A 22,829-nucleotide genomic window follows, 5' to 3' on the forward strand; every position below is an offset into this window, starting at 1 on the left:
TCATGGAAAGATTACAGAAGGTTATGGCACATGCCGGAATTGCATCTCGTAGAAAATGCGAAGCCTTTATTGAAGAAGGTCGTGTGAAAGTAAATGGCACAGTTGTTAGAGAATTAGGATATAAAGTGTCTCAAGCAGATAAAATTGAAGTAGATGGTATTCCAATTTATAAAGAAGAGCCTGTTTATTTTATGTTTTATAAACCAAAATCAGTATTATCAAGTGTAACAGATGACAGAGGACGTACCGTTATTAGCGATTATTTTAAAGATGTCCCTCAACGTGTCTATCCAGTAGGAAGATTAGACTATGATACAACAGGATTAATTTTATTAACAAATGATGGAGAGTTTGCGAATTTAATGACACATCCAAAACATCATGTTGAAAAGAAATATATTGCTAAAGTAAAAGGTGTTCCAACCCCTCGTCATATGAGACAATTAGAAAGAGGGATTTGGATTGATGGCAAGAAAACTTCTAAAGCAGTTGCCAGAATATTATCCGTTGATACTGAAAAAAATACAGGAATTGTTTCTTTAACGATTCATGAAGGATGGAATCACCAAGTAAAGAAAATGTTTGAAGCGGTAGAATTACCAGTTCAAAAATTAAAACGAGAAGAATTCGGATTCTTAACATTAGAAAATTTAAGACCGGGAGATTATCGTGAACTTCGTGCCTTTGAAGTTCAAAAATTAGTTCGTTTAGCAAAAAATGAGATTTAATTGACTTTCTAAAAGCAATTGAAAACAATACTAATAAAATAGATAAATATGGTATAATGACAAGAGTAAACCTCTTGTCTTTTTTTGAGGAATTTTCACTGAAGTGAGGAACAATATGAGTATCACAATTCAAACGACATCACAGGAAGAAACAATGAAAATCGGCGAATTATTAGCAAAAGATGCTTTTCCTAACAGTACGATTATTTTGTCTGGAGACTTAGGTGCTGGTAAAACAACTTTTACAAAAGGTTTTGCTTTAGGATTAGACATTACACGTGTCATTAAAAGTCCAACCTATACTTTAATTCGTGAATATACTAAAGGTCGCTTACCTTTATTTCATATGGATATGTATCGTATTGAAGAAAGTGGAGGAGCGAGTGAAATTGGTTTAGAGGAGTATTTTCATCGTGAAGGTGTCGTAATGGTTGAATGGGCAAATTTTATCGAAGAAGAATTACCTATGAATCGATTAATTATTTCTATCGAACAAACTTCTATTACTACTCGTACCATTACACTTGATGCTATAGGAGAAGAATACGAAAAATGGTTGAATCAATTTGAGGGTTGGTGGACAAATGAAAGAGAAAGTTGAATTAGAAATTGAAGTAGTGTCTGTGGAAGATGCAGAATCTTTAATTGAATATACAAAAAAAGTTGGAAAAGAAACAGATTTTTTAAGTTTTGGTGAAGAAGGATTAGAGTTAACTGTCCAACAAGAAGAATTATATATTCAATCTGTTTTAGAAAGTGATAATCAAATGATGCTACTTGCAAAATTAGGGCAAGAAATTATTGCAGTCGCTTCAATTGGTGGAAATTCAAAAGAAAAATTTCAACATGTGGGTGAACTAGGCATTAGTATTTTAAAAGAATATTGGGGTCAAGGATTAGGAAGTGCCTTAATGGAAGAATTACTTTCATGGGTAAAAGACTATTCACGTCTTGAAAAAATTAAATTAGCAGTTGTTCAAGAAAATGTTGCAGCGATTGCTTTATATAAAAAGTTTGGATTTGAAGTAGTAGCAATTGAAGAAAAAGAAATGAAAGTAAATGGTCAATATTATGATGTCATTCAAATGGCCTATTTCGTAGAAAAGGAGTAATACATGAAAGTCGGAATTATTGCAGCGATGGAAGAGGAAAAACGTCTTCTATCTGAAGAAATGACAATTGAAAAGGAAGTAAAAATTGCAGGATGGACATTTTTAGAAGGACGTTTAAATGGCGTATCTATTGTATTAGTGCAATCTGGTATTGGTAAAGTAATGTCTAGTGTAACAGCTGCTTTATTAATTCACCATTTTAATGTGAGCCTAGTCATTAATACAGGATCAGCAGGTGGATTTGGAACAGAAATGAATATTGGAGATATTGTGGTTGCTACAGAATTAGCGTACAGTGATGCAGATGTAACAGCTTTTCAATATGAATATGGACAAATGCCAGGGATGCCTGCACGCTTCCAAGCTCAAGTGATTGAAGATGACGTTATAAATGCAATTCAATCTGAGTTGAATTTATCTGTGTATAAAGGATTGGTCGTTTCAGCAGATAGTTTTATTCATCGTGAAGATCAACGATTATTAATTTTAAAATATTTCCCAGATGTTTTAGCAACTGAAATGGAAGGAGCCTCTATTGCACAAGCTTGTTATGCATTACAAACTCCAGTCATTGTTGTCAGAGCAATCTCGGACATGCCACAAAAAGGAACATCAGCAGTTGATTTTGATACATTTATTGTTGAAGCAGGTCGTAAATCAGCATTGATTGTTCATCAATTATTACATCATTTAAAAGAAGATTAATGATTAGGGGGAGTTCTCTTGTTAAATATTGGAGTAGTTGGGATTGGTGCGATTGCACAAAAAGCCTATTTACCAGTAATGCGTTCAATTGGTAATGTGAAATGGTATATGTGTACTAGAAATGTAGAAGTTTTACAACGAGAATCAAAATTATTAGGGCGTTGTATTCCATGTAGTAATGTTGAAGAATTATTACAGTTTGATTTAGATGGGGTCATGATTCATGTTTCAACGGAGGCTCATGTTGAAGTTGCCAAGCAATTTTTAGAAAAAGGAATTCCAGTATATTTAGATAAACCGATTGCTCCTAGTTATGAAGAAACGCTTGAATTATATCGATTAGCCAAAGAAAATCAAACTTTTTTAACAGCAGGATTTAATCGACGTTTTGTTCCCAAAGTAGTGGAATTAAAAAATGTCCTTCATAAGAAGAGAATTATTACAGAGAAGAATTGTACGATTCCAAGTTTTGATAATCGTACACGTATTTTTGATGTTTTTATTCATCCTTTAGATACAGCATTATTTTTAATGGATGAAAAACCAAACCGTGGATCATTCTATTATAAGAAAAATCGCGGTGTTATTGAACAATGTACAATTTATTTAGAAAATGAAGAACAATCAGCCATTGTAATGATGAATACAGAATCTGGTGCGAATCTTGAAAGAATTGAAGTTCAAGCTGAAACGGGTACTTTTTCATTACAAAATTTAACAGACTTAACCATTTATCAAGGTGGAGAAGAAATTAAAGATCATTTTTCATCCTGGGATTCTACTTTATATAAGAGAGGATTTGAAAGTATTGTTCATTCCTTTATTATTGCTGTTCAAACTAATGGTGAAAATCCAGTTTCTCCTATTTCAAGCTTATTAAGTCATTTTATTTGTGAGAGATTAGCACATGCAAAAGCATCTGAAGGCTTTTTATCATTTGACGTAGAAACTGATGAATAGTATCATAAAAAAGATATTGCACAAATAGGAGAGAAGAAGATGAAAGAATGGTGGAAAGAGCAATTTCCAGAAGTGAAAGTATGCTTCAATGAACCTTTAAAAAAATATACTTATACAAAAACAGGTGGAGAAGCTGAATGTTTAATTTTCCCAAAAGATAAACATGAAACTGCCAAAATTATTAAAGCTTTACAAGAAAAACAAATTCCAATTACGGTATTAGGAAATGCCAGCAATGTCATTGTTAGAGATGGTGGCATAAAGGGAGCTGTTATTTTATTAAATGAAATGACTGCTATGAAAGTAATGGGGAATAAAATTTTAGCAGAAGCTGGTGTGTCTCTAATTGAAGTGACAAAATGCGCATTAGAACAATCTTTAACAGGATTAGAATTCGCATGTGGTATCCCAGGAAGTGTTGGTGGAGCCATGTATATGAATGCAGGTGCCTATGGTGGTGAAGTTTGCGAAGTAGTAGAATTTGTGGATGTTGTCACTCGTACAGGTGAAATCAAACGTCTAACAAATGAAGAATTAGAGTTTTCATATCGTCATAGTGCTTTACAAGAAAGTGGAGATTTAGTGATTGATGTCTGCTTTAATCTAAGTCCAGGGAAAAAAGAATCAATTGAAGCAAAAATGGAAGAATTAACGTATTTACGTGAAAGTAAACAACCTTTAGAATATCCTTCTTGTGGAAGTGTGTTTAAACGTCCAGAAGGTCATTTTACTGGAAAATTAATTCAAGATGCTGGACTTCAAGGATTCCAAATCGGTGGTGCTCAAGTGTCAAAAAAACATGCTGGTTTTATTGTAAACATTGACCATGCAACAGCTACGGATTATTTAGCGGTTATTCAACACGTTCAAGATGTGGTGTTTGAACAATTCCAAGTGGCACTTGAACCAGAAGTAAAAATTATTGGTGAAGAGTCAAAATAGAGGAGAAAAATGATGAAAGAGAATAAATTCTTAAAAACGGGTCTTCTTCATGTAGTTTCATTAATTGTTTTAGTTTTAAGTTATCACTATGTTGGAATTACTTTGCCTATTTTTACTGGAGTAGATATTAACTTCTTTTATATTCTACTAGCGATTGTGGCTGGTTTAGCGGGTTCGTTATTTGCTGCAATTGTTGGGGTAGCAACGATTTTGATTGATTTATTATTAGGGACGACTGAGCAGTGGATTGCAATTGCAATTTCTGTGGGATTGCTTGGATATGTGTTTGGTTTGGGTATTCGTCGTAAGTCGTTTTTAGCGGGTACTTTTTCTCGTCATGATGCTTTGCGTTTTAATGTGATTCAAGTGGTTGCGAATGTGATTATTTTTGGTTTAATTTTACCGACGTTAGAGGTCTTTTTCTATCAAGCTTCTACGGCAGTTGTTTTTATTAATGGTTGGATTTTTAGTATGATTAATTCGATTCTGATTGCAATTTTCGCAACAGCTTTGTTTAAATTAATTGCGAACCGTGTGAAAGATAAAGCGTACAAATAACAAATAAAGAATACAAAAAAGTTTCCTTGATTTAGCTAGGACGCCAGCAGCTTCGCTTTGCGAATCTCATGGCTAAAATTTGAGCCTAAGGTCTCAAATTTTCCAACAGTGATAGAAATACTTCCCAGTATTTCTATCACTAAAGCTAAAAAGGAAATATTTTATTTTCAAACAATTCTAAGTAAATAAAGCCTACCAAAAAGTTGCTTTAGTTTAGCTAGGACGCCAGCAGCTTCGCGATGCGAATCTCATGGCTAAAATTTGAGCCTAGGGTCTCAAATTTTCCAATAGTGACAGAAATACTTCCCAGTATTTCTATCACTCAAGCTAAAAAAGCAACTTTTTGGCAGGCTTTATTTTTTACGTAGTGAACTTGAATCTTACTACATAAAACAAATTTTTTTATGACATATAAGAACACCACATCAGAAAACTAAATAACTACAATAAAGAAATAAAAAATAATCTTTTTGTAGCTGCAGTAATAGAATCGCTGGATAGCGATTCTATCACAAAGGAAAATTTGAGACCAAGGCTCAAATTTTAGCCATGAGACCGTCAGGTCTGCTGGCGTCCTAGCTATACGAAAAATTATTTTTTATTTCTTTATTCTACGTCCAAAACTTTTACGTTCCAATGATTTTTTCTTGCTAATTGTTAGAAATCGTGTTTGAATAAAAGACAAGTAGATTTAATTAAGAAATGGAGGTCATTTCATGACAAAAGAATTTTACAGTTTTACGCTCGTAGAACAAAAACCATTAGCAGATATCCGTTGCGATTACTATTTATACAAACATGACAAAACAGGCGCTCAAGTTATGTACTTAAAAACAGACGATGACAACAAAGCATTCTCTATCGCATTCCGTACACCACCATATGATGACAACGGAATTGCTCACATTATTGAACACTCCGTATTAAACGGATCAAAAAAATACCCAACAAAAGAACCATTCGTAGAATTATTAAAAGGATCCCTACAAACATTTTTAAACGCATGGACATTTTCTGATAAAACAATGTACCCAGTATCTTCAAGAAATCAGAAAGATTTCGAGAATTTAATGGACGTATATTTAGATGCAGTATTTTATCCAAACCTTTTATCAAACCCACAAATTTTAATGCAAGAAGGATGGCATTATCATTTAGAAAATAAAGAAGATGAATTAACTTATAAAGGCGTTGTTTATAATGAAATGAAGGGAGCATTTTCTCAACCAGAATCAGAATTAAATCGCCTAGTTGAACCAACATTATTCCCGGACACATTTTATAAACATGTTTCTGGAGGAATGCCAGCTTCAATTCCAACACTAACACAAGAAAAATTCATTGATTTCCATCAAACGTATTATCACCCAAGTAATGCTCGAGTAACTTTATATGGGAATTTAGATTTATCAAAAGCAATGGAACAATTATCAGAATATTTTGATGCTTTTGAAGAAAAAGAAGTTCCATTTGTAGGATACCAACAAGAACCATTTACAAGTGTTAAAGAACTAACAAGTACGTATTCTGTTTCTAAAGGCGACACAACTGAGAATAAAACATTGTTAGAATATGCTTGGGCTACAGGAACGAGTACTAATGGAGAAGAAGGAATTGCTTTAAGTATTTTAGATGAATTGCTATTAGGTAGTAATACCGCACCATTGAAGAAAGCTTTATTAAAAGCGAATATTGGTAGTGATGTTATGGGTGGATATTCTGCTTATACGTATTCTCCAACATTTGAAGTTATTTTAAAAGATACAGATGCTGATAAAAAAGAACAATTTGTTCAAATTATTCAACAGGAATTACAACGTTTAGTGAAAGAAGGAATTTCTAGAAAAGCGATTCAAGCTGCTTTAAATAAAACAGCTTTCCGTTATAAAGAATTAACAGCTTTGGAAGGTGGTACACCAAAAGGTGTTATGTATGGAATGAATGCTTTAACAAGTTGGTTATATGATGGAAGTCCATATGTATCATTTGAATACCAACAACATTTAGATGCCATTCAAGCTAAAGTTGAAGAAGGATATTTTGAAAACATTATTCAAAAATATTTATTAGACAATACTCATGCTGCTATTATTACTTTAAAACCAGAACCAGGTTTATTAGAAGAAAAAGAAGCAGAATTAGCTAAAAAATTAGCAGATTACAAAGCAAGTCTAAGTGAAGAAGAGTTAGATCAATTAGTCGAAACGACTCAAAAATTAATTGAAAGACAAGAATCTCCTGATAGACCAGAAGATTTAGCAAAAATTCCAACACTATCCATCGATGATATTCAAAAGAAAGCAACTCAATATCCTTTAACAGTTGAAGAAGGAAAAGAGACACCGACTTTCTTACATTATGAAGACTTCACAGCAGGAATTTCATATGCGAAATATTTCTTCGATATGAGAGGAATTAAAACAGAAGAAATTCCGGTAGCTGCTTTTGTCACTGAATTATTAGGTGAAATTAGTACAAAACATTTTGCTGATGAAGATTTAAATACAGAGATGGATTTCTATACAGGTGGAATTTCAACAAATGCTTTTGTCATGACAGAAGATGTTGCGAAAAATGTGTATTATCCATTCTTCACAGTTTCAGGAAAAGCCTTATCTCAATATTTACCAAAATTAATTGAATTAGTGGAAGAAATTGTCTTCCGTTCAAACTTGGAAGATTATGATAAGATTAAAGAACTGTTATTAAATACAAAAGCGAATTTAGAAATGCATATGAATTATGCTTCGCATACCATTGCAGTCCGTCGATTAGAATCTTACTATTCAGAAGGAGCAAAATATGCTCAAGCATTAGAAGGTATTGATTACTATGATTATATTTCTGATTTAGTAAAACATTATGATGAAAGAAAAGAAAGCTTTAGTCAACAATTAAAGGCTGTACTTCGTCAAATCTTGAATATTCATGGAGTAACTGCAACATTTGTCGGAAGTAAAGAAGATTTTGAACAATTTAAAACTTTATCTCAATCATTCTTCCAACACTTATCACAAGAAGTAGTGACACCACAACCATTTACAACTCCTGTTGAAGTATTGAATGAAGGATTTAAAACAGCTCAAGAAATTCAATATGTAGCAAAAGGGTACAATCAAACATTACTAGGTGTTCCATTTGAAGGATCTAATGCATTCTTACAAACAGTTTTAGGGTTAGATTATTTATGGAATACAGTTCGTGTTAAAGGTGGAGCGTACGGTGGAATGAGTGTGATTGGTGGAAAAGGTGAAGTAGCTGCTGTGTCATACCGTGATCCAAACTTAGTAGAAACTCTAAAAACTTATGATGGACAAGTTCAATATTTAGAAAATTACAATCCATCAAAAGAAGAATTTGAGAAAAATCTCATTGGAACATTTAGTAGTATTGATCGTCCATTATCGGCAAATCAAAAAGGAAATATCGCCTTTACTCGTTACTTTACTCATGTGACAAATGAACTGGTTCAAAAAACTCGTGATGAAGTTTTAAATGTAACACCTGAAAAAGTTCGTTCATTTGCTCCAACAATGAAAAAAGTATTAGATCAAAATGCCTTTGTAGTAGTTGGAAATGATGTAAAAATTGAACAAAATAAAGAAATTTTCAAAACAATTCGTTCATTATTCAATGACTAATTATTTGAATTAATTTCATCTATCGTTAAAAGAGGAATTTTCTATTTAGTAGAAGTTCCTCTTTTATTTATTTGAACAATTATGAGGGGGAATATTTTAGGATTTTGTTTGAGTTTTTAAACTTTTAATTATACAATATCAAAGTGAGACTTTTAGTAAAGGAGAATTAGACTAGATGAAATTAAGAAAAATCGCATTGTCATTGTCTGCTTTGGTATTGTTATCTTTAACGACAGTTAATGCAAAAGAAGAAAAAGCTGAAAAATTAACAGGATGGCAAACGATTAATGGACAACAATATTTTTATAAAGAAGATGGTACAAAAGCAACTTCTTCATGGATTGATCGTTTCTATGTAAATAAAGAAGGAAAAAAAGTTGTTTCAGAAATCATTTATGATGAAAACTATAAAGCATCTTTTTTCTTAAAAGCAGATGGAACATATGCTGAAAATCAATGGCTTGAAATTAATGGAAAATGGTATTATTTCAAAGCTGGTGGATACATGGCTAAAAATCAATGGAAAGATCGTTATTATTTGAAAGATAATGGTCAGATGGCTATTAATGAATGGGTACATACACCACAAGCATTTTTTGCCAAATCTGATGGTAGTTATGCTGAAAATCAATGGCTTGAAATTAATGGAAAATGGTATTATTTCAAAGCTAGCGGATATATGGCTAAAAGCGAATGGAAAGGAAATTATTACTTAAATCCAAATGGAGCAATGGCTAAACAAGAATGGATTTATGATGATCAGTATAAATCTTATTTCTATGCAAAAAAAGATGGAAAATATGCTGAAAAAGAATGGATCCAAGATGGAGGAAAATGGTATTACTTACTATCTGGTGGATATTTAGCAACTCGTCAATGGATTGGGGATTATTTTGTTAACGGTAGCGGTGCTATGATGGCGAAAGAATGGTTGTTTGATCCAAGTTATCAGTCTATGTTTTATTTAAATGCAGATGGCCGTTATGCACGTAATGAATGGGTTCAAATTGACGGAGATTGGTATTACTTTAAAGGAAATGGTGCTAGAGCCGAAAGAGAATGGGTAGGTAATTATTATTTAGGTGATGCAGGTGCAATGGCTACCGGTGTTGTAACAGTTGGAGATACAAAATATACATTCTCAAATTCTGGAACGATTGAAAAGCAAGAAAAGGCAAATATTGGTTGGGTTCAAAAAAATGGTCAACGTTATTTCTATAATAATCGATCACAACAAATTGGCGGAAGTAATGTTAAAAAAGTAATTGATGTTAGTGAACATAATGGAAAAATCCAAAACTGGAGTCAAGTCATTCGTGATAATGGAATTGATGGAGTTATTGTTCGTTTAGGATATTATGCATATGATGAAGATAAACAATTAGCCTATAATATAAAAGAATTAAATCGTCTAGGAATTCCATATGGTGTTTATTTATACACTTATGCGGAAAATGAATCAGATGCGGAATTAGAAGCAAAGCATACAATTAAATTAATGCAAAAATATCATATTCAACCAACATATCCAATTTATTATGATGTTGAAAACTGGGAATATGTGAATAAAACAAAAGCTGCTCCTAAAGATACAAAAACTTGGGTGAAAATTGTGAATAAATATATGGATACTATGCATAAAGCTGGATATACAAATGTAAGAATTTACAGCTATAAACATTTACTACAGACTCGTTTAAATCATCCAGATATTTTAAAATATGTGGACTGGGTAGCTGCTTATACAGATGCATTAGATTGGAATAATCCACATTATTCAGGCCCTAAAGGGTGGCAATATACTTCAAGTGAATACTTAAAAGGTATTAGCGGAAAAGTGGACGTTAGCGTTTGGTATTAATGAATTTAAGAAATATAAAAAAAGTCAGACATAAGTCTGGCTTTTTTTAGTGGTGGCAACAACGACATTGACCAGGGATACAAGTACAAGCTAGATGTTCAGGAGCATCGATTTCTTTTTCTTGTAATAATTTTTGTAATTGATGAGTATCGTGTTTTGATAATTGAGCTTTTTGAATGAGTAATGATAATAATTCACCTTGTTTTTTTTGGCAAACATGACTTAATAATTCATTGCATTCTATATCTAGTAGTTCTTCTTCTGTTAATGTTGCAATATATTGATAAGGTCTTTTGGAAGTTGGAATAATAAATTCCTTTTTCAAAAGTCGATTGATGAGAGTTTTTATTGTAGCAGCTTGCCAATTGAAATTTGTAGATAATGCTTCAATAATAAAAGTACTCGTGCATTTTGGGTTTGCCCATATTACTCGAAGAACTTGTCTTTCTGAAGCACTAATTGTATGAGAAAGTGTCATTTTTATTCTCCTTTCTTTGATATTTATTAGTGTAAATCTGAAAAATCTCTTTGTCAATATATTGATGTAGACTTAATTTTATCACTATATTTTGTGTTATTGTTTTTATGAAATACTAAATATAGAATTTTTTTTGTTGATATAAGACTGGAAAGTAGATATAATAGGGAGGTATGAAATAGAGGAGTAAGTATGAAAGTAGTTTTTTTATCATTGACAGGACAGACGAGAAGATTTGTTCAAAAATTGGAGTTTCCCACTGTAGAAATTACACCACAAAATGTATTTCAAACAATGGATGAGCCTTATATTATTATAAGTCCTACTTATGATATGGAAGTATTTGAATATTTTCAAGATTTTATTGAAACAGGTAATAACCAAGCTTTATTAAAAGGAGTAGCTGGTTCTGGAAATCGCAATTTTAATACTTCCTTTTGTTCGACGGCAAAATTGATTTCTTCTACTTATGACGTTCCACTATTGCATTGTTTTGAGTTTCATGGAACTCAAAAAGACGTAACTATAATAAAGGAAAAGGTGAGCGAACTTGGATAGTCCAAAATTAATTAGTAAATCTCAAGAAGTAACATATTTTTCATTAAATAATGAATTGAACCGTCCGGTTGATGGAAAAATTCCGTTACATAAGGATAAAGAAGCAGTACGTGCATTCTTCTTAGAACATGTTAATCCAAACACGGTATTTTTCTATACATTAGATGAAAAATTAGATTATTTACTTGAACATGATTATTTAGAAGAAGAGTTTTTAAATAAATATGATCGTGAATTTGTTAAAAGCTTAATGCAAGAAATTTATAAGAAAAAATTCCGTTTTCGTTCATTTATGTCAGCATTTAAGTTTTATAAGCAATATGCTTTAAAAACAAATGATGGTGAACGTTATTTAGAACGTTTTGAAGATCGTATTGTCTTTAATGCTTTATTTTTAGCAGATGGAGATGAACAATTAGCTAGAGACTTAGCTGAAGAGATGATTCATCAACGTTATCAACCAGCAACTCCAACATTTTTAAATGCCGGAAGAAAGCGTCGTGGTGAATTAGTTTCTTGTTTCTTAATTCAAACAACGGATGACATGAATAGTATTGGTCGTACGATTAACTCTGCATTACAATTATCTAGAATTGGTGGAGGCGTTGGTGTAAGTTTATCAAACGTTCGTGCAGCTGGAGACCCAATTAAGAAAATTGAAAATGCTTCTAGCGGGGTTGTTCCAATTATGAAATTATTAGAAGATAGTTTCAGTTATTCAAACCAATTAGGACAACGTAATGGTGCAGGAGCCGTTTATTTAAATGTTTTCCACCCAGATATCGTATCATTCTTGTCGACTAAAAAAGAAAATGCGGATGAAAAAATTCGTGTTAAAACATTATCATTAGGGCTAGTAGTTCCAGATAAGTTTTACGAGTTAATTAAGAATGATGATATGATGTATTTATTTAGTCCATATGATGTGGAACGTATTTATGGTGTTCCTTTCTCTTATGTAGATATTACAAAAGAGTATGATAATATGGTGAATAATCCAGAAATTCGTAAATCAAAATTGCGTGCACGTGATTTAGAACAAGAAATTAGTAAATTACAACAAGAATCTGGTTATCCATATATCGTAAATATTGATACAGTGAATAAAGCAAATCCAATTGATGGAAAAATCATTATGAGTAACTTATGTTCAGAAATTTTACAAGTACAAAGTCCTTCAGTGATTAATAATGCGCAAGAGTATGAAGTGCTTGGAACGGATATTAGTTGTAATTTAGGTTCTACAAATATTGTTAATTTAATGCAATCACCTGATTTTGAACGTTCAATTGAAGTAGCAGTTCGTGCATTAACATTTGTCACAGATCACTCAAGTATCGATGCAGTTCCAACAGTGAAAAATGGAAACCAAAAAGCTCATACAATTGGGTTAGGAGCAATGGGCTTACATACATTCTTTGCGTTAAATCAAATGGAATATGGTTCGCCTGAATCGATTGAAGTAACAGATTTATACTTCCGTCTATTGAATTTCTATACATTAAAAGCAAGTCATAAAATTGCGAAAGAACGTGGAGTAACATTTGATGGCTTTGAAAAATCTGCCTATGCATCTGGAACTTATTTCGATGCTTACACGGAATCAGATGTAGAAATTAAATCTGAAAAAGTAAAAGAAATTTTTGCAAACTTACCAATTCCAACGGCAGAAGATTGGAAACAATTAAAAGCAGATGTTATGGCTGATGGATTATATCACCAAAATCGTTTAGCAATTGCTCCAACAGGCTCAATCAGCTATGTAAATGAAACAAGTGCAAGCTTACATCCAATTACTCGTTTAATTGAGGAGCGTCAAGAGAAGAAAACTGGTAAAACCTATTATCCAGCACCATTCTTATCAAATGAAACATTACCATATTATAAATCAGCTTATGATATTGATATGCGTAAAGTGATTGATGTATATGCAGCAGCTCAAAAACATATTGACCAAGGAATGAGTTTAACATTATTCATGCGTTCTGAATTACCAGAAGGTTTATATGAATGGAAAAATGGACGTACAAGAAAAATGACAACAAGAGATTTAAATATCTTAAGAAACTATGCTTGGAATAAAGGAATCAAATCAATTTATTATGTTCGTACATTTACAGAAAATAATGATGAAATTGGAAGTAATGGTTGCGAAAGTTGTAGTATTTAATTCAAAAAAGGAGACTTATCATGAGTGAGAAACGTTATTTTAATGAGATTTTGTCACAAAATGCTTCTGCACCAGTAGCTTATTATAAAGCAATTGACTGGAACCAAGTAGAAGATATGATCGACAAAATGACATGGGAAAAGTTAACCGAACAATTTTGGTTAGATACTCGTATTCCTGTTTCAAATGACTTAGATGACTGGAGAACTTTATCTCCAGCTGAGAAAGATGTTGTAGGGAAAGTATTTGGAGGATTGACTTTATTAGATACATTGCAATCTGAAGAAGGTGCAAGTCTGATGAAAGACTATGTTCGTACACAACATGAAGAGGCAGTATGGAATAATATTCAATTTATGGAATCTGTTCATGCGAAAAGTTATTCAACGATTTTCAGTACTTTGCATACAAAAGCTGAAATCGAAGAAATTTTTGAGTGGACAAATAATAATGAGTTTTTACAATACAAAGCTCAAAAAATTAATGAAATTTATCAAAGTAGAGATGCACTAAAAATGAAAGTAGCTTCAACTATGCTTGAAACATTTTTATTCTATAGTGGTTTCTTTACACCATTGTATTATTTAGGAAATAATAAATTAGCCAATGTAGCTGAAATTATTAAATTAATTATTCGTGATGAATCTGTTCACGGAACTTATACAGGCTATAAATTCCAACAAGGATACAATGAATTACCTTTAGAAGAACAAGAAACTCTTAAAATGTGGGTTTATCAATTATGTTTAGAATTGTATCAAAATGAAGTGAAGTATACACAATCAATTTATGATCAAGTTGGTTGGACTGAAAAAGTAAAAGTATTTATTCGTTATAATGCGAATAAGGCTTTACAAAATTTAGGGTTTGATCCATTATTCCCAGATACAGCTGAAGATGTGGATCCAATTGTGATGAATGGTATTTCAACAGGTACAAGTAACCATGACTTCTTCTCTCAAGTGGGGAATGGTTATTTACTTGGGACAGTAGAAGCCATGGAAGATGATGATTATTCTAAATGGATGTAATTAAAATAAAGACTTTTATGCAGTGCATAAAAGTCTTTATTTGTGTTTGAATGGACAAGAATCAAGGTGATCATTGATGATGCCAGATGCCTGTAAAAATGAATAGAGAGTAGTCGGTCCGATAAACTTAAAACCCAGTTTTTTAAATTCTTTACATAATTGTTCAGTTAGTGGAGTAGAAGATGGAACTTCGGTCATTCTTTCCCAATGATTGATGATGGGAGTGTGTTCAAACTTGCTCCATAAAAATTCATGAAAACTTCCGTATTGATTTTGTAGTTGCAAAATGATTTTTGCATTTTGAATAGTCGCCTCAATCTTTTGACGATGACGAATGATGTTAGGATTTTGGAGTAATGTTTCTACATCATCTTTTGTAAATTGACTAACTTTATGGATTTCAAATTGTTCGAAGGATTCTCTGAAACCTTCTCGTTTTTTCAAAATGGTCGACCAACTAAGTCCCGCTTGCATCACTTCTAAAGTCAATATCTCAAATAGTTTTTGATCATCAAAACAAGGAACTCCCCATTCTTCATCATGATATTTTTGATCGAGTTCAGAAATAGTTGCCCAAGCACAACGCATAAAATTTCCCCCCTTTAAGAATGAAAAAATTATATCATGATGAAGTGTTAAAAGCTAACAAATGATTGATATAACTTGACTTTTGAAGGAAAAATCAGTAATATTAATGCAGTAAATATGATGTTGAAAATGAGACTTTAATTCTAGATATGTATAGAGAGAGCGGGCTAGGTGGAATCCGTTTGATAGAGAATTAATAGTGGCGCATTGGAGTCAATCAACAATGAAGCTTAGAGTTTTCTAAGAAATTAGGGTGGAACCGCGATGAATCGTCCCTATGTATGCTTTTTTAGTGTACATAGGGATTTTTTTATAGGGAAAAGGAGGAAAGACTTCGTTTTACAATAAGAGATTCTAGATGAATTTTATCCTGTCATAAAAATTATAGAAAGTAGGAATACTATGTCAAAAAAATTAACAGTACAAGAAATTATTTTAACATTACAAAATTATTGGTCAAATCAAGGCTGTTTATTATTACAAGCTTATGATACTGAAAAAGGTGCTGGAACAATGAGTCCATATACTTTTTTACGTGCGATTGGACCAGAACCATGGAATGCTGCTTATGTAGAACCATCTCGCCGTCCAGCTGATGGTCGTTATGGTGAAAATCCAAACCGTTTATTCCAACATCATCAATTCCAAGTTGTGATGAAACCATCTCCTGAAAACATTCAAGAGTTATATATCGGAAGTTTAATTGCATTAGGAATCGACCCATTAGAACATGATATTCGTTTCGTAGAAGATAACTGGGAAAATCCATCATTAGGCTGTGCTGGTCTTGGTTGGGAAGTATGGTTAGATGGAATGGAAGTGACTCAATTTACATACTTCCAACAAGTAGGGGGATTAGAATGTCACCCAGTAACAAGTGAAATCACTTATGGATTAGAACGTTTAGCATCTTATATCCAAGAAGTAGAAAGTGTTTATGATTTAGTATGGACTGGCGATGTAAAATATGGAGATATTTTCAAACAACCAGAATTTGAACATTCTAAATATGCTTTTGAAGAAAGTAATCCTGAATTATTAATGCAATTATTTACTGAATATGAAAAAGAAGCAACAATCTTAATGGAAAAAGGTCTTGTTCACCCAGCTTATGACTGTGTATTGAAATGCTCTCATGCCTTTAACTTAATGGATGCACGTGGCATTATTTCTGCGACAGACCGTGCAGGATTTTTAGGTCGTATTCGTAAAATGGCCCGTACCATTGCTAAAACATTCGTAGCTGAAAGAGAATCTTTAGGATTCCCATTATTAAAAGACTAATAGGATAGATTAGTAACATTAGGAGGACAATTATGACAAAATCATTATTATTAGAAATTGGTTTAGAAGAATTACCAGCGCAATATGTTCGTACAAGTTCAGAACAATTAGCAACTCGTGTAGAAGACTTTTTCAAACAAGAAAACTTAGCATTTGAATCTGTAGAAGCTTTTGCAACACCAAGACGATTAGCTGTTCGAGTAAATGGATTAGAAGAAGAACAAGAAGATCGTGTTGAAATTTTCAAAGGTCCATCATTAGCGATTGCTCAAAAAGATGGGGCATGGACAAAAGCTGCTGAAGGATTTGTTCGTGGAAAAGGATTAACAACAGACGACATTTATGTAGAAACGATTAAAGATGTGGAATATATCCACGTTAAACAATTATTAAAAGGAAAATCAACAAAAGAAGTTGTTAAGAATTTATCTTCTGTTATTACAGATATGAAATTCCCAGTTACAATGCGTTGGGCTGCTCATACTTTTGAATATATACGTCCAATTCACTGGATTGTTGCTTTATATGGAGAAGAAGTCATTAAAGAAATTCAAGTATTAGATGTAAAAGCTGGTCGAGTTTCAAGAGGACATCGTTTCTTAGGAAAAGATACTGAGATTGCTAGCCCAGAACAATATGAACAAGCTTTAGCGGCACAATTTGTGATTGTAAATCAAGATGAAAGAAAAGCATTAGTACTTAAACAAATTGAAGAATTAGCTGCTAAAAATGCTTGGACAGTTCCAATTGATGAAGAATTATTAGAAGAAGTAAGTTCAATTTTAGAATATCCAACAGCATTTGCTGGAACTTTTGATGAAAAATATTTAGTCGTTCCAGAACCAGTATTAGTCACTTCTATGAAAGAACACCAACGTTACTTTGTTGTGTATAATGCTAAAGGTGAATTACAACCTTATTTCATTTCTGCACGTAATGGAAATGACTACATGATTGAAAATGTGGCAAAAGGAAATCAAAAAGTATTAACAGCTCGTCTAGAAGATGCTTTATTCTTCTATGAAGAAGATAAAAAAGTTCCAATGACAGCTTTCTTGAAGAAATTAGAAACATTAAACTTCCATGCGAAAATTGGTTCAATGACTGAAAAAATGAATCGTGTTCAATTATTAGTAGGGCGTATTGCAAATGAATTAAACTTAGATGCACAAGATGTTGAAACAGCTCAACGTGCAGCTGAAATTTATAAATTTGACTTAGTAACGAATATGGTTGGTGAATTCCCTGAATTACAAGGAATTATGGGTGAAATTTATGCGAAAAATTATGGAGAAACTCCAGAAGTAGCTAGAGCAATTCGTGAACATTACATGCCAATTAGTGCTGATGGTGAATTACCTTCATCAGTACCAGGAGCATTATTAGCGATTGCAGATAAATTAGATACATTTTTAAGCTTTACAGCTGCTGGTATGTTACCAACAGGTTCAAACGACCCTTATGCATTACGTCGTCAAGTAATGGGATTAGTGCAAATTGTTGAAGCTTTTGATTGGCATTTAGAAATTGAAGAATTTGCAAAATTATTATTAGGTTTAGATTATGTTGAATTTTTAGAAGATAAAAAAGAAGATGTACAAGCATTCGTTTTAGGATTTATTCTTGAAAGACTTGCTCAAAGAATGACTACAGTAACAAAACGTCATGATATTATTGAAGCGGTATTGAATTCTAACTCTAAGAGTGTACCAGAACAAATGAAAGCTGTAGCTGTGTTAGAAAAAGAAGTATCTAAAGCGGCAATCAAAGATATTACTGAAGCATTAAACCGAGTGATTAATATTAGTTCAAAAGGATTTGCAGAAGCTCGTCATTCTTCAGAATACTCATTAGATAAAGTTGAGACAGAAAGTGAACGTCAATTAGTAGAATCAATTGCTACTTTAAGAAAAGACTTCGAGAACTATTCAGCTCAAGAAAAATTTTCAGCATTTGCATCGATTACTCCAAAAATTCATGAATTCTTTAATGAAAATATGGTCATGGTCGATAATGAAGAAATTCGTACAAATCGTTTACGTTTCTTACGTGAATTAGCACTAATGATTTTAGAGTTTGCTGACTTCACAGAGTTAATTGTTAAATAGTCACTAAAAATAAGAAAGGAGTAAATCCTAATGGCATTTTTTTATGATCGTGCGACGATATGGGTGAAAGCCGGAGACGGTGGTAACGGTATGGTAGCATTTAGAAGAGAAAAATACGTCCCAGATGGAGGTCCTGCTGGTGGAGATGGCGGACGAGGCGGTAGTGTCATTTTTAAAGTCGATTCAGGACTTAGAACTTTATTAGATTTCCGTCACAAACGTCATTTTAAGGCAAAACCTGGTGAAAATGGGATGAGTAAAAGTATGTATGGTCGTGGAGCAGATGACTTAATTGTTAAAGTACCTGCTGGAACGATTGTTCGTAATGCTCAAACAAAAGAATTGATTGCAGACTTAGTCGAAGTAGATCAAGAAGTAGTAGTAGCTAAGGGTGGTCGTGGAGGCCGTGGAAATATTCGCTTTGCTACTCATAAAAATCCAGCTCCAGATATTGCTGAAAATGGAGAACCAGGAGAAGAATTTGAAATTGAATTAGAATTAAAAGTATTAGCAGATGTTGGGTTAGTTGGATTTCCATCTGTAGGAAAATCAACTTTATTATCGGTAATTTCTAGCGCAAAACCAAAAATTGCAGATTATCATTTTACAACTTTAAATCCACAATTAGGGATGACACAAGCTCCAAACGGTGAGCAATTTGTTGTAGCCGACCTTCCTGGATTAATCGAAGGAGCTCATATGGGTGTTGGTTTAGGAATCCATTTCTTAAAACATATTGAACGTACAAAAGTATTACTACATGTCATTGATATGGCTTCAATGGAAGGAAGAAATCCTTACGAAGATTATCAAGTGATTATGCAAGAATTAGGTTCTTATCATTTAAGATTACTAGAACGTCCAATGATTATTGTTGCAAATAAAATGGATCAGCCACAGTCTGAAGAATTATTAGAACAATTTAAAAAAGATTTACAAGAAAACTTACCAGATGGTCAAGAAATGCCTGAAATTTTCCCGATTTCTGCTTATCGTAAAGATGGGTTACAAGCACTACTAGCAAGAACAGCAGAAATATTAGAAGAAACAGAATTCTTCCCATTAGATGAAGTACAAGAAGCTCAAACTCATATGGTTTATGGGTTGGAAGAAGAAGAACGTCCATTTGATATTACAAGAGATCCTGATGGTACATGGGTATTATATGGAGAAAAACTAGAAAAATTATTCTTAATGACGAATATGGAACATGATGAATCTGTGATGCGTTTTTCACGTCAATTACGTGGAATGGGTGTCGATGCTGCCTTACGTAGTCAAGGCGCTGAAAACGGTGATATGGTTAGAATTCGTAAATTTGTCTTTGAGTTTGTCGATTAGGTGATGTCATGATTGATAGAACGGAAATTGAAAAACGAGATTATATCGCAGCTTTTGATGGGTTAAGAGCCATTGCGATTATGAGTATAGTAGGCCATCAGATGATGGCTTACCGTATTCCAGGTGGATTTCTAGGCTTAAATATCTTTTTACTATTATCAGGCTATTTTATGACTGCTAGTCTAATGGATTCTTTAATGAAAAATGGAAAAGTACCATTAAAGTCATTTTTAACGAAAAGATTAAAACGAATTATTATTCCAACTTTTGCGATGATAGTAGCCGTAATTTTTTATTTATTGCTATTTCAAAGGGAACTCTTAGTGAATTTAAGAAGTACAATGGTTTCCAATTTATTCTTTATGAATAACTGGTGGCAAATTATTCAGGAAAATGATCATGCGATAACGGTATTAACACAATCGCCATTTTCTCATTTATGGTATATGTCATTAGCAGTTCAATATTATTTATTGTGGCCAATTTTATTTGTATTTTTAAGTGTGATGATTAAAAAACATCAAGTGTTACAAAAGGTAGTGCTAGCTCTTTTAGTAGCTTCTGTTTTATTAATGATTACAAAAGATTTTTCAAATGTTCACTTTTTAAGAATTTTCTATGGTACAGACACACGAGCTTTTTCTGTTTTAACAGGAGCAGTTGTAGCCTTATTATTTCCAATTCAAAGATTTTATGGGGAATATATTCAAAAATATCGTTATGAGTCAGTCATTCGTTTTGTACCAATTGTATTATTAGTTCTAAGCTTATTTATAATGAAAGAGCATAGTCATTTAACATTTAGAGGTGGAATGTTTATCTTTGATGTAATTGTGGCTACTTTAATAATGATTTCATTGCATCCTAAATCAGTAACATCATTATTTTTCCGTTTAAAGCCTTTAACAGTTATTGGAAGAAGAAGTCTTTCTTATTACTTATGGTATTTACCTTTATCGGTTTTATACCAAGCAAAAATTGGTGATACAAGTTCTACGCCTGTTTTACATAGAATTGTAGAAATTGTGTTATTAGTTATTTTAGGGGAACTTTGGTATCAATTGTTTGAAAAAGGGAAATTCTCTAAAGTGATGAATCAATTATCTGCTCAATGGACTCATTCGACTCGTAGAACTGTAAAAATGGTTTATAGTGCTGCAGTTGTATTGATTTTATTGATTGGATTTATTCAAGCAAGTCCGAGATTATCAGCTCAAGAATCAGCTTTACAAGAAGTAATATTGGCAAGTGAATCCTTGTCACAAAACACACGTAATACTGATAAGAAAGTTGTTAAAACGATTAATAATATTCAAGGACTTAGTAGAGAAGAAACAGTCTTTAGTTCAAATACTTCTATTACATTTATTGGAGATACGATGTTATTAGCAATGGCACAAGAAATTCCGACATTATATCCAAATGCAGTAATTAGTGCAAATAGAGATCTTCAAGTATTTGAATTAGGAGCAATGATTGACCAATTGAAAGAACAAAAACAATTAGGGGATATCATTGTATTAATGGTAGGAAGTAATGGAGCATATACTAAAGGACAATTAGATGCTGTTTTAAAAAATATTGGTATGGACAAACAAATCTTCTTAGTGTCAAATACGATTAATCGCACTTGGCAACAAGAAATTAATCATATTTCTGAAAGTTTGGCACAAAAATATTCAAATGTTCATTATATTGATTGGAAATCTGAATCAAGTACACATCCAGATTGGTTTTATGAAAAAGCGTCTATCGTAAATACAACTGGGGCACATCAACAAGGTTTGTGGATTGCAAAAATGATTTATCAAACATTAAGAGGTAGTTAGGAGCCATTATGGAATTACAATTTTTAGGTACAGGTGCTGGGGTTCCAGCAAAAATGAGAAATGTTTCGTCAATCGCTTTGAAACTATTAGATGAAAGAAATGAAATTTGGTTATTTGATTGTGGAGAAGCAACGCAACAACAAATTTTAAATACAACCATTCGACCAGGAAAAATTAAAAAAATATTTATTACCCATCTTCATGGAGATCATATTTTTGGGTTGCCAGGCTTATTAACTAGTCGATCATTCCAAGGTGGAGAAGATGAATTAATCGTTTATGGGCCAAAAGGCATTAAACGTTTTATTGATGCGAGTATTTCTGTTTCTTATTCGAAATTGGGCTATCCATTGAAAGTTGTGGAATTTGAAGAGGATGGAGTATTATTTTCTGATCAACAATTCAGAGTAGAAGCGATGAAGTTAGAACATGGAATTCCTTCTTATGGATTTCGAATTACAGAATCTGACCAAATTGGTGAGTTAAAGGCAGAAGAATTAAGAGCTATAGGAGTCCCATTTGGTCCTGTCTTTGGTCGACTAAAACGTGGGGAAGTTGTTACTTTAGAGGATGGTCGTGTCATTGATGGAAAAGACTATGTGAGCGAGGATATTAAGGGACGTGTTGTTGTAATCTGTGGAGATACAAGATTTACTCCAAAAAGTATTACTTTAGCGCAAAATGCTAATGTTCTCGTTCATGAAGCTACTTATGAAGCGGATAAAGAAAAAACTGCTCGTCAACATTTCCATTCAACAAGTAAACAAGCGGCAACGATTGCTTTAGAAGCAAATGTTCAACAATTATATTTAACTCATATTAGTGCGCGTTATTTAGGGCATCAAGTGAGCCAATTAGAACAGGAAGCTCGTAAAGTATTCCCGAAAACAAAAGTAGTCAAAGATTTTGATACATTTACGATTGGAAGAAATTAA

General features: G+C 32.6%; 19 protein-coding genes. 17 read left to right on the top strand and 2 right to left on the bottom strand.

Annotated elements, in window-relative coordinates:
• Positions 1–2 precede the first annotated feature (2 nt).
• The 9 genes from RYK07_RS01345 to RYK07_RS01385 all read left to right on the top strand — a co-directional run bounded on the left by RYK07_RS01345 (position 3) and on the right by RYK07_RS01385 (position 10,507).
• Complete coding sequence (locus RYK07_RS01345) at positions 3–728, top strand: pseudouridine synthase (RefSeq protein WP_314852032.1); 726 nt, start codon at positions 3–5, stop codon at positions 726–728.
• 115 nt (positions 729–843) lie between these two features.
• Positions 844–1,329, top strand: coding sequence for a tRNA (adenosine(37)-N6)-threonylcarbamoyltransferase complex ATPase subunit type 1 TsaE (tsaE, locus tag RYK07_RS01350; protein WP_314852033.1), 486 nt, complete (start codon positions 844–846; stop codon positions 1,327–1,329).
• Positions 1,313–1,840 carry a GNAT family protein gene (locus RYK07_RS01355; protein WP_314852034.1) on the top strand — a complete coding sequence of 176 codons (528 nt, stop codon included), beginning with the start codon at positions 1,313–1,315 and terminating at the stop codon, positions 1,838–1,840. Before tsaE ends, RYK07_RS01355 begins: the two co-directional genes overlap by 17 nt.
• 3 nt (positions 1,841–1,843) lie before the next feature.
• Positions 1,844–2,545, top strand: a complete 702-nt coding sequence (locus RYK07_RS01360; RefSeq protein ID WP_314852035.1) for a 5'-methylthioadenosine/adenosylhomocysteine nucleosidase — start codon at positions 1,844–1,846, stop codon at positions 2,543–2,545.
• A gap of 18 nt (positions 2,546–2,563) precedes the next feature.
• Positions 2,564–3,505 carry a Gfo/Idh/MocA family oxidoreductase gene (locus RYK07_RS01365; protein ID WP_314852036.1) on the top strand — a complete coding sequence of 314 codons (942 nt, stop codon included), beginning with the start codon at positions 2,564–2,566 and terminating at the stop codon, positions 3,503–3,505.
• 39 nt (positions 3,506–3,544) lie between these two features.
• A complete protein-coding gene (gene murB, locus RYK07_RS01370; RefSeq protein WP_314852037.1) occupies positions 3,545–4,447 on the top strand; it encodes a UDP-N-acetylmuramate dehydrogenase in 903 nt (300 codons plus the stop codon).
• A gap of 12 nt (positions 4,448–4,459) precedes the next feature.
• On the top strand, positions 4,460–5,005 hold the full coding sequence (locus RYK07_RS01375) for an ECF transporter S component (protein WP_314852038.1): 546 nt from the start codon (positions 4,460–4,462) through the stop codon (positions 5,003–5,005).
• A gap of 716 nt (positions 5,006–5,721) precedes the next feature.
• Entirely contained in the window at positions 5,722–8,646 is a 2,925-nt protein-coding gene (locus RYK07_RS01380; RefSeq protein ID WP_314852039.1) for an insulinase family protein, read from the top strand.
• A gap of 175 nt (positions 8,647–8,821) precedes the next feature.
• A complete protein-coding gene (locus RYK07_RS01385; protein WP_314852040.1) occupies positions 8,822–10,507 on the top strand; it encodes a GH25 family lysozyme in 1,686 nt (561 codons plus the stop codon).
• Positions 10,508–10,553: 46 nt separating this feature from the next.
• Here RYK07_RS01385 and RYK07_RS01390 read toward each other — a convergent pair whose 3' ends face one another.
• Positions 10,554–10,985: a BlaI/MecI/CopY family transcriptional regulator gene (locus RYK07_RS01390; RefSeq protein ID WP_314852041.1), complete on the bottom strand. Its 432-nt coding sequence runs from the start codon at positions 10,983–10,985 to the stop codon at positions 10,554–10,556.
• A 192-nt stretch (positions 10,986–11,177) separates the two neighbouring features.
• Between RYK07_RS01390 and nrdI the strand changes: the two genes are divergently transcribed.
• Genes nrdI through nrdF form a run of 3 tightly spaced genes read left to right on the top strand, consistent with a single transcriptional unit; the run spans position 11,178 to position 14,744 of the window.
• On the top strand, positions 11,178–11,543 hold the full coding sequence (gene nrdI / locus RYK07_RS01395; RefSeq protein ID WP_314852042.1) for a class Ib ribonucleoside-diphosphate reductase assembly flavoprotein NrdI: 366 nt from the start codon (positions 11,178–11,180) through the stop codon (positions 11,541–11,543).
• Entirely contained in the window at positions 11,536–13,713 is a 2,178-nt protein-coding gene (gene nrdE, locus RYK07_RS01400) for a class 1b ribonucleoside-diphosphate reductase subunit alpha (RefSeq protein ID WP_314852043.1), read from the top strand. Before nrdI ends, nrdE begins: the two co-directional genes overlap by 8 nt.
• A gap of 20 nt (positions 13,714–13,733) precedes the next feature.
• The gene (gene nrdF / locus RYK07_RS01405; RefSeq protein WP_006702800.1) at positions 13,734–14,744 is read left to right on the top strand and encodes a class 1b ribonucleoside-diphosphate reductase subunit beta; all 1,011 of its coding nucleotides are present in this window, start codon (positions 13,734–13,736) and stop codon (positions 14,742–14,744) included.
• A 36-nt stretch (positions 14,745–14,780) separates the two neighbouring features.
• Here the strand turns inward: nrdF and RYK07_RS01410 are convergent, their stop codons facing one another.
• On the bottom strand, positions 14,781–15,332 hold the full coding sequence (locus tag RYK07_RS01410) for a DNA-3-methyladenine glycosylase I (protein WP_314852044.1): 552 nt from the start codon (positions 15,330–15,332) through the stop codon (positions 14,781–14,783).
• A 402-nt stretch (positions 15,333–15,734) separates the two neighbouring features.
• Between RYK07_RS01410 and glyQ the strand changes: the two genes are divergently transcribed.
• From glyQ to rnz, 5 genes are read left to right on the top strand one after another with little or no spacing between them, the layout of a single operon-like run.
• A complete protein-coding gene (gene glyQ, locus RYK07_RS01415; protein WP_040507500.1) occupies positions 15,735–16,616 on the top strand; it encodes a glycine--tRNA ligase subunit alpha in 882 nt (293 codons plus the stop codon).
• 32 nt (positions 16,617–16,648) lie between these two features.
• Positions 16,649–18,724 carry a glycine--tRNA ligase subunit beta gene (glyS, locus tag RYK07_RS01420; protein WP_314852045.1) on the top strand — a complete coding sequence of 692 codons (2,076 nt, stop codon included), beginning with the start codon at positions 16,649–16,651 and terminating at the stop codon, positions 18,722–18,724.
• Between the two features lie 30 nt (positions 18,725–18,754).
• A complete protein-coding gene (gene obgE, locus RYK07_RS01425) occupies positions 18,755–20,065 on the top strand; it encodes a GTPase ObgE (protein ID WP_314852046.1) in 1,311 nt (436 codons plus the stop codon).
• Between the two features lie 8 nt (positions 20,066–20,073).
• Entirely contained in the window at positions 20,074–21,894 is a 1,821-nt protein-coding gene (locus RYK07_RS01430) for an acyltransferase family protein (RefSeq protein WP_314852047.1), read from the top strand.
• An 8-nt stretch (positions 21,895–21,902) separates the two neighbouring features.
• Positions 21,903–22,829, top strand: coding sequence for a ribonuclease Z (gene rnz, locus RYK07_RS01435; protein ID WP_314852048.1), 927 nt, complete (start codon positions 21,903–21,905; stop codon positions 22,827–22,829).

It is taken from the genome of uncultured Granulicatella sp. (assembly GCF_963528315.1).
Lineage (GTDB): Bacteria > Bacillota > Bacilli > Lactobacillales > Aerococcaceae > Granulicatella.

Bases quoted from the DNA above. Each gene is read 5' to 3' on its own strand.
- RYK07_RS01375 (WP_314852038.1), top strand. From the start codon at position 4,460: ATGAAAGAGAATAAATTCTTAAAAACGGGTCTTCTTCATGTAGTTTCA.
- glyS (WP_314852045.1), top strand. From the start codon at position 16,649: ATGACAAAATCATTATTATTAGAAATTGGTTTAGAAGAATTACCAGCG.
- nrdF (WP_006702800.1), top strand. From the start codon at position 13,734: ATGAGTGAGAAACGTTATTTTAATGAGATTTTGTCACAAAATGCTTCT.
- RYK07_RS01430 (WP_314852047.1), top strand. From the start codon at position 20,074: ATGATTGATAGAACGGAAATTGAAAAACGAGATTATATCGCAGCTTTT.
- tsaE (WP_314852033.1), top strand. From the start codon at position 844: ATGAGTATCACAATTCAAACGACATCACAGGAAGAAACAATGAAAATC.
- RYK07_RS01390 (WP_314852041.1), bottom strand. From the start codon at position 10,985: ATGACACTTTCTCATACAATTAGTGCTTCAGAAAGACAAGTTCTTCGA.
- RYK07_RS01380 (WP_314852039.1), top strand. From the start codon at position 5,722: ATGACAAAAGAATTTTACAGTTTTACGCTCGTAGAACAAAAACCATTA.
- RYK07_RS01360 (WP_314852035.1), top strand. From the start codon at position 1,844: ATGAAAGTCGGAATTATTGCAGCGATGGAAGAGGAAAAACGTCTTCTA.
- obgE (WP_314852046.1), top strand. From the start codon at position 18,755: ATGGCATTTTTTTATGATCGTGCGACGATATGGGTGAAAGCCGGAGAC.
- RYK07_RS01355 (WP_314852034.1), top strand. From the start codon at position 1,313: ATGAAAGAGAAAGTTGAATTAGAAATTGAAGTAGTGTCTGTGGAAGAT.
- RYK07_RS01410 (WP_314852044.1), bottom strand. From the start codon at position 15,332: ATGCGTTGTGCTTGGGCAACTATTTCTGAACTCGATCAAAAATATCAT.
- rnz (WP_314852048.1), top strand. From the start codon at position 21,903: ATGGAATTACAATTTTTAGGTACAGGTGCTGGGGTTCCAGCAAAAATG.
- murB (WP_314852037.1), top strand. From the start codon at position 3,545: ATGAAAGAATGGTGGAAAGAGCAATTTCCAGAAGTGAAAGTATGCTTC.
- nrdI (WP_314852042.1), top strand. From the start codon at position 11,178: ATGAAAGTAGTTTTTTTATCATTGACAGGACAGACGAGAAGATTTGTT.
- RYK07_RS01385 (WP_314852040.1), top strand. From the start codon at position 8,822: ATGAAATTAAGAAAAATCGCATTGTCATTGTCTGCTTTGGTATTGTTA.
- glyQ (WP_040507500.1), top strand. From the start codon at position 15,735: ATGTCAAAAAAATTAACAGTACAAGAAATTATTTTAACATTACAAAAT.
- RYK07_RS01345 (WP_314852032.1), top strand. From the start codon at position 3: ATGGAAAGATTACAGAAGGTTATGGCACATGCCGGAATTGCATCTCGT.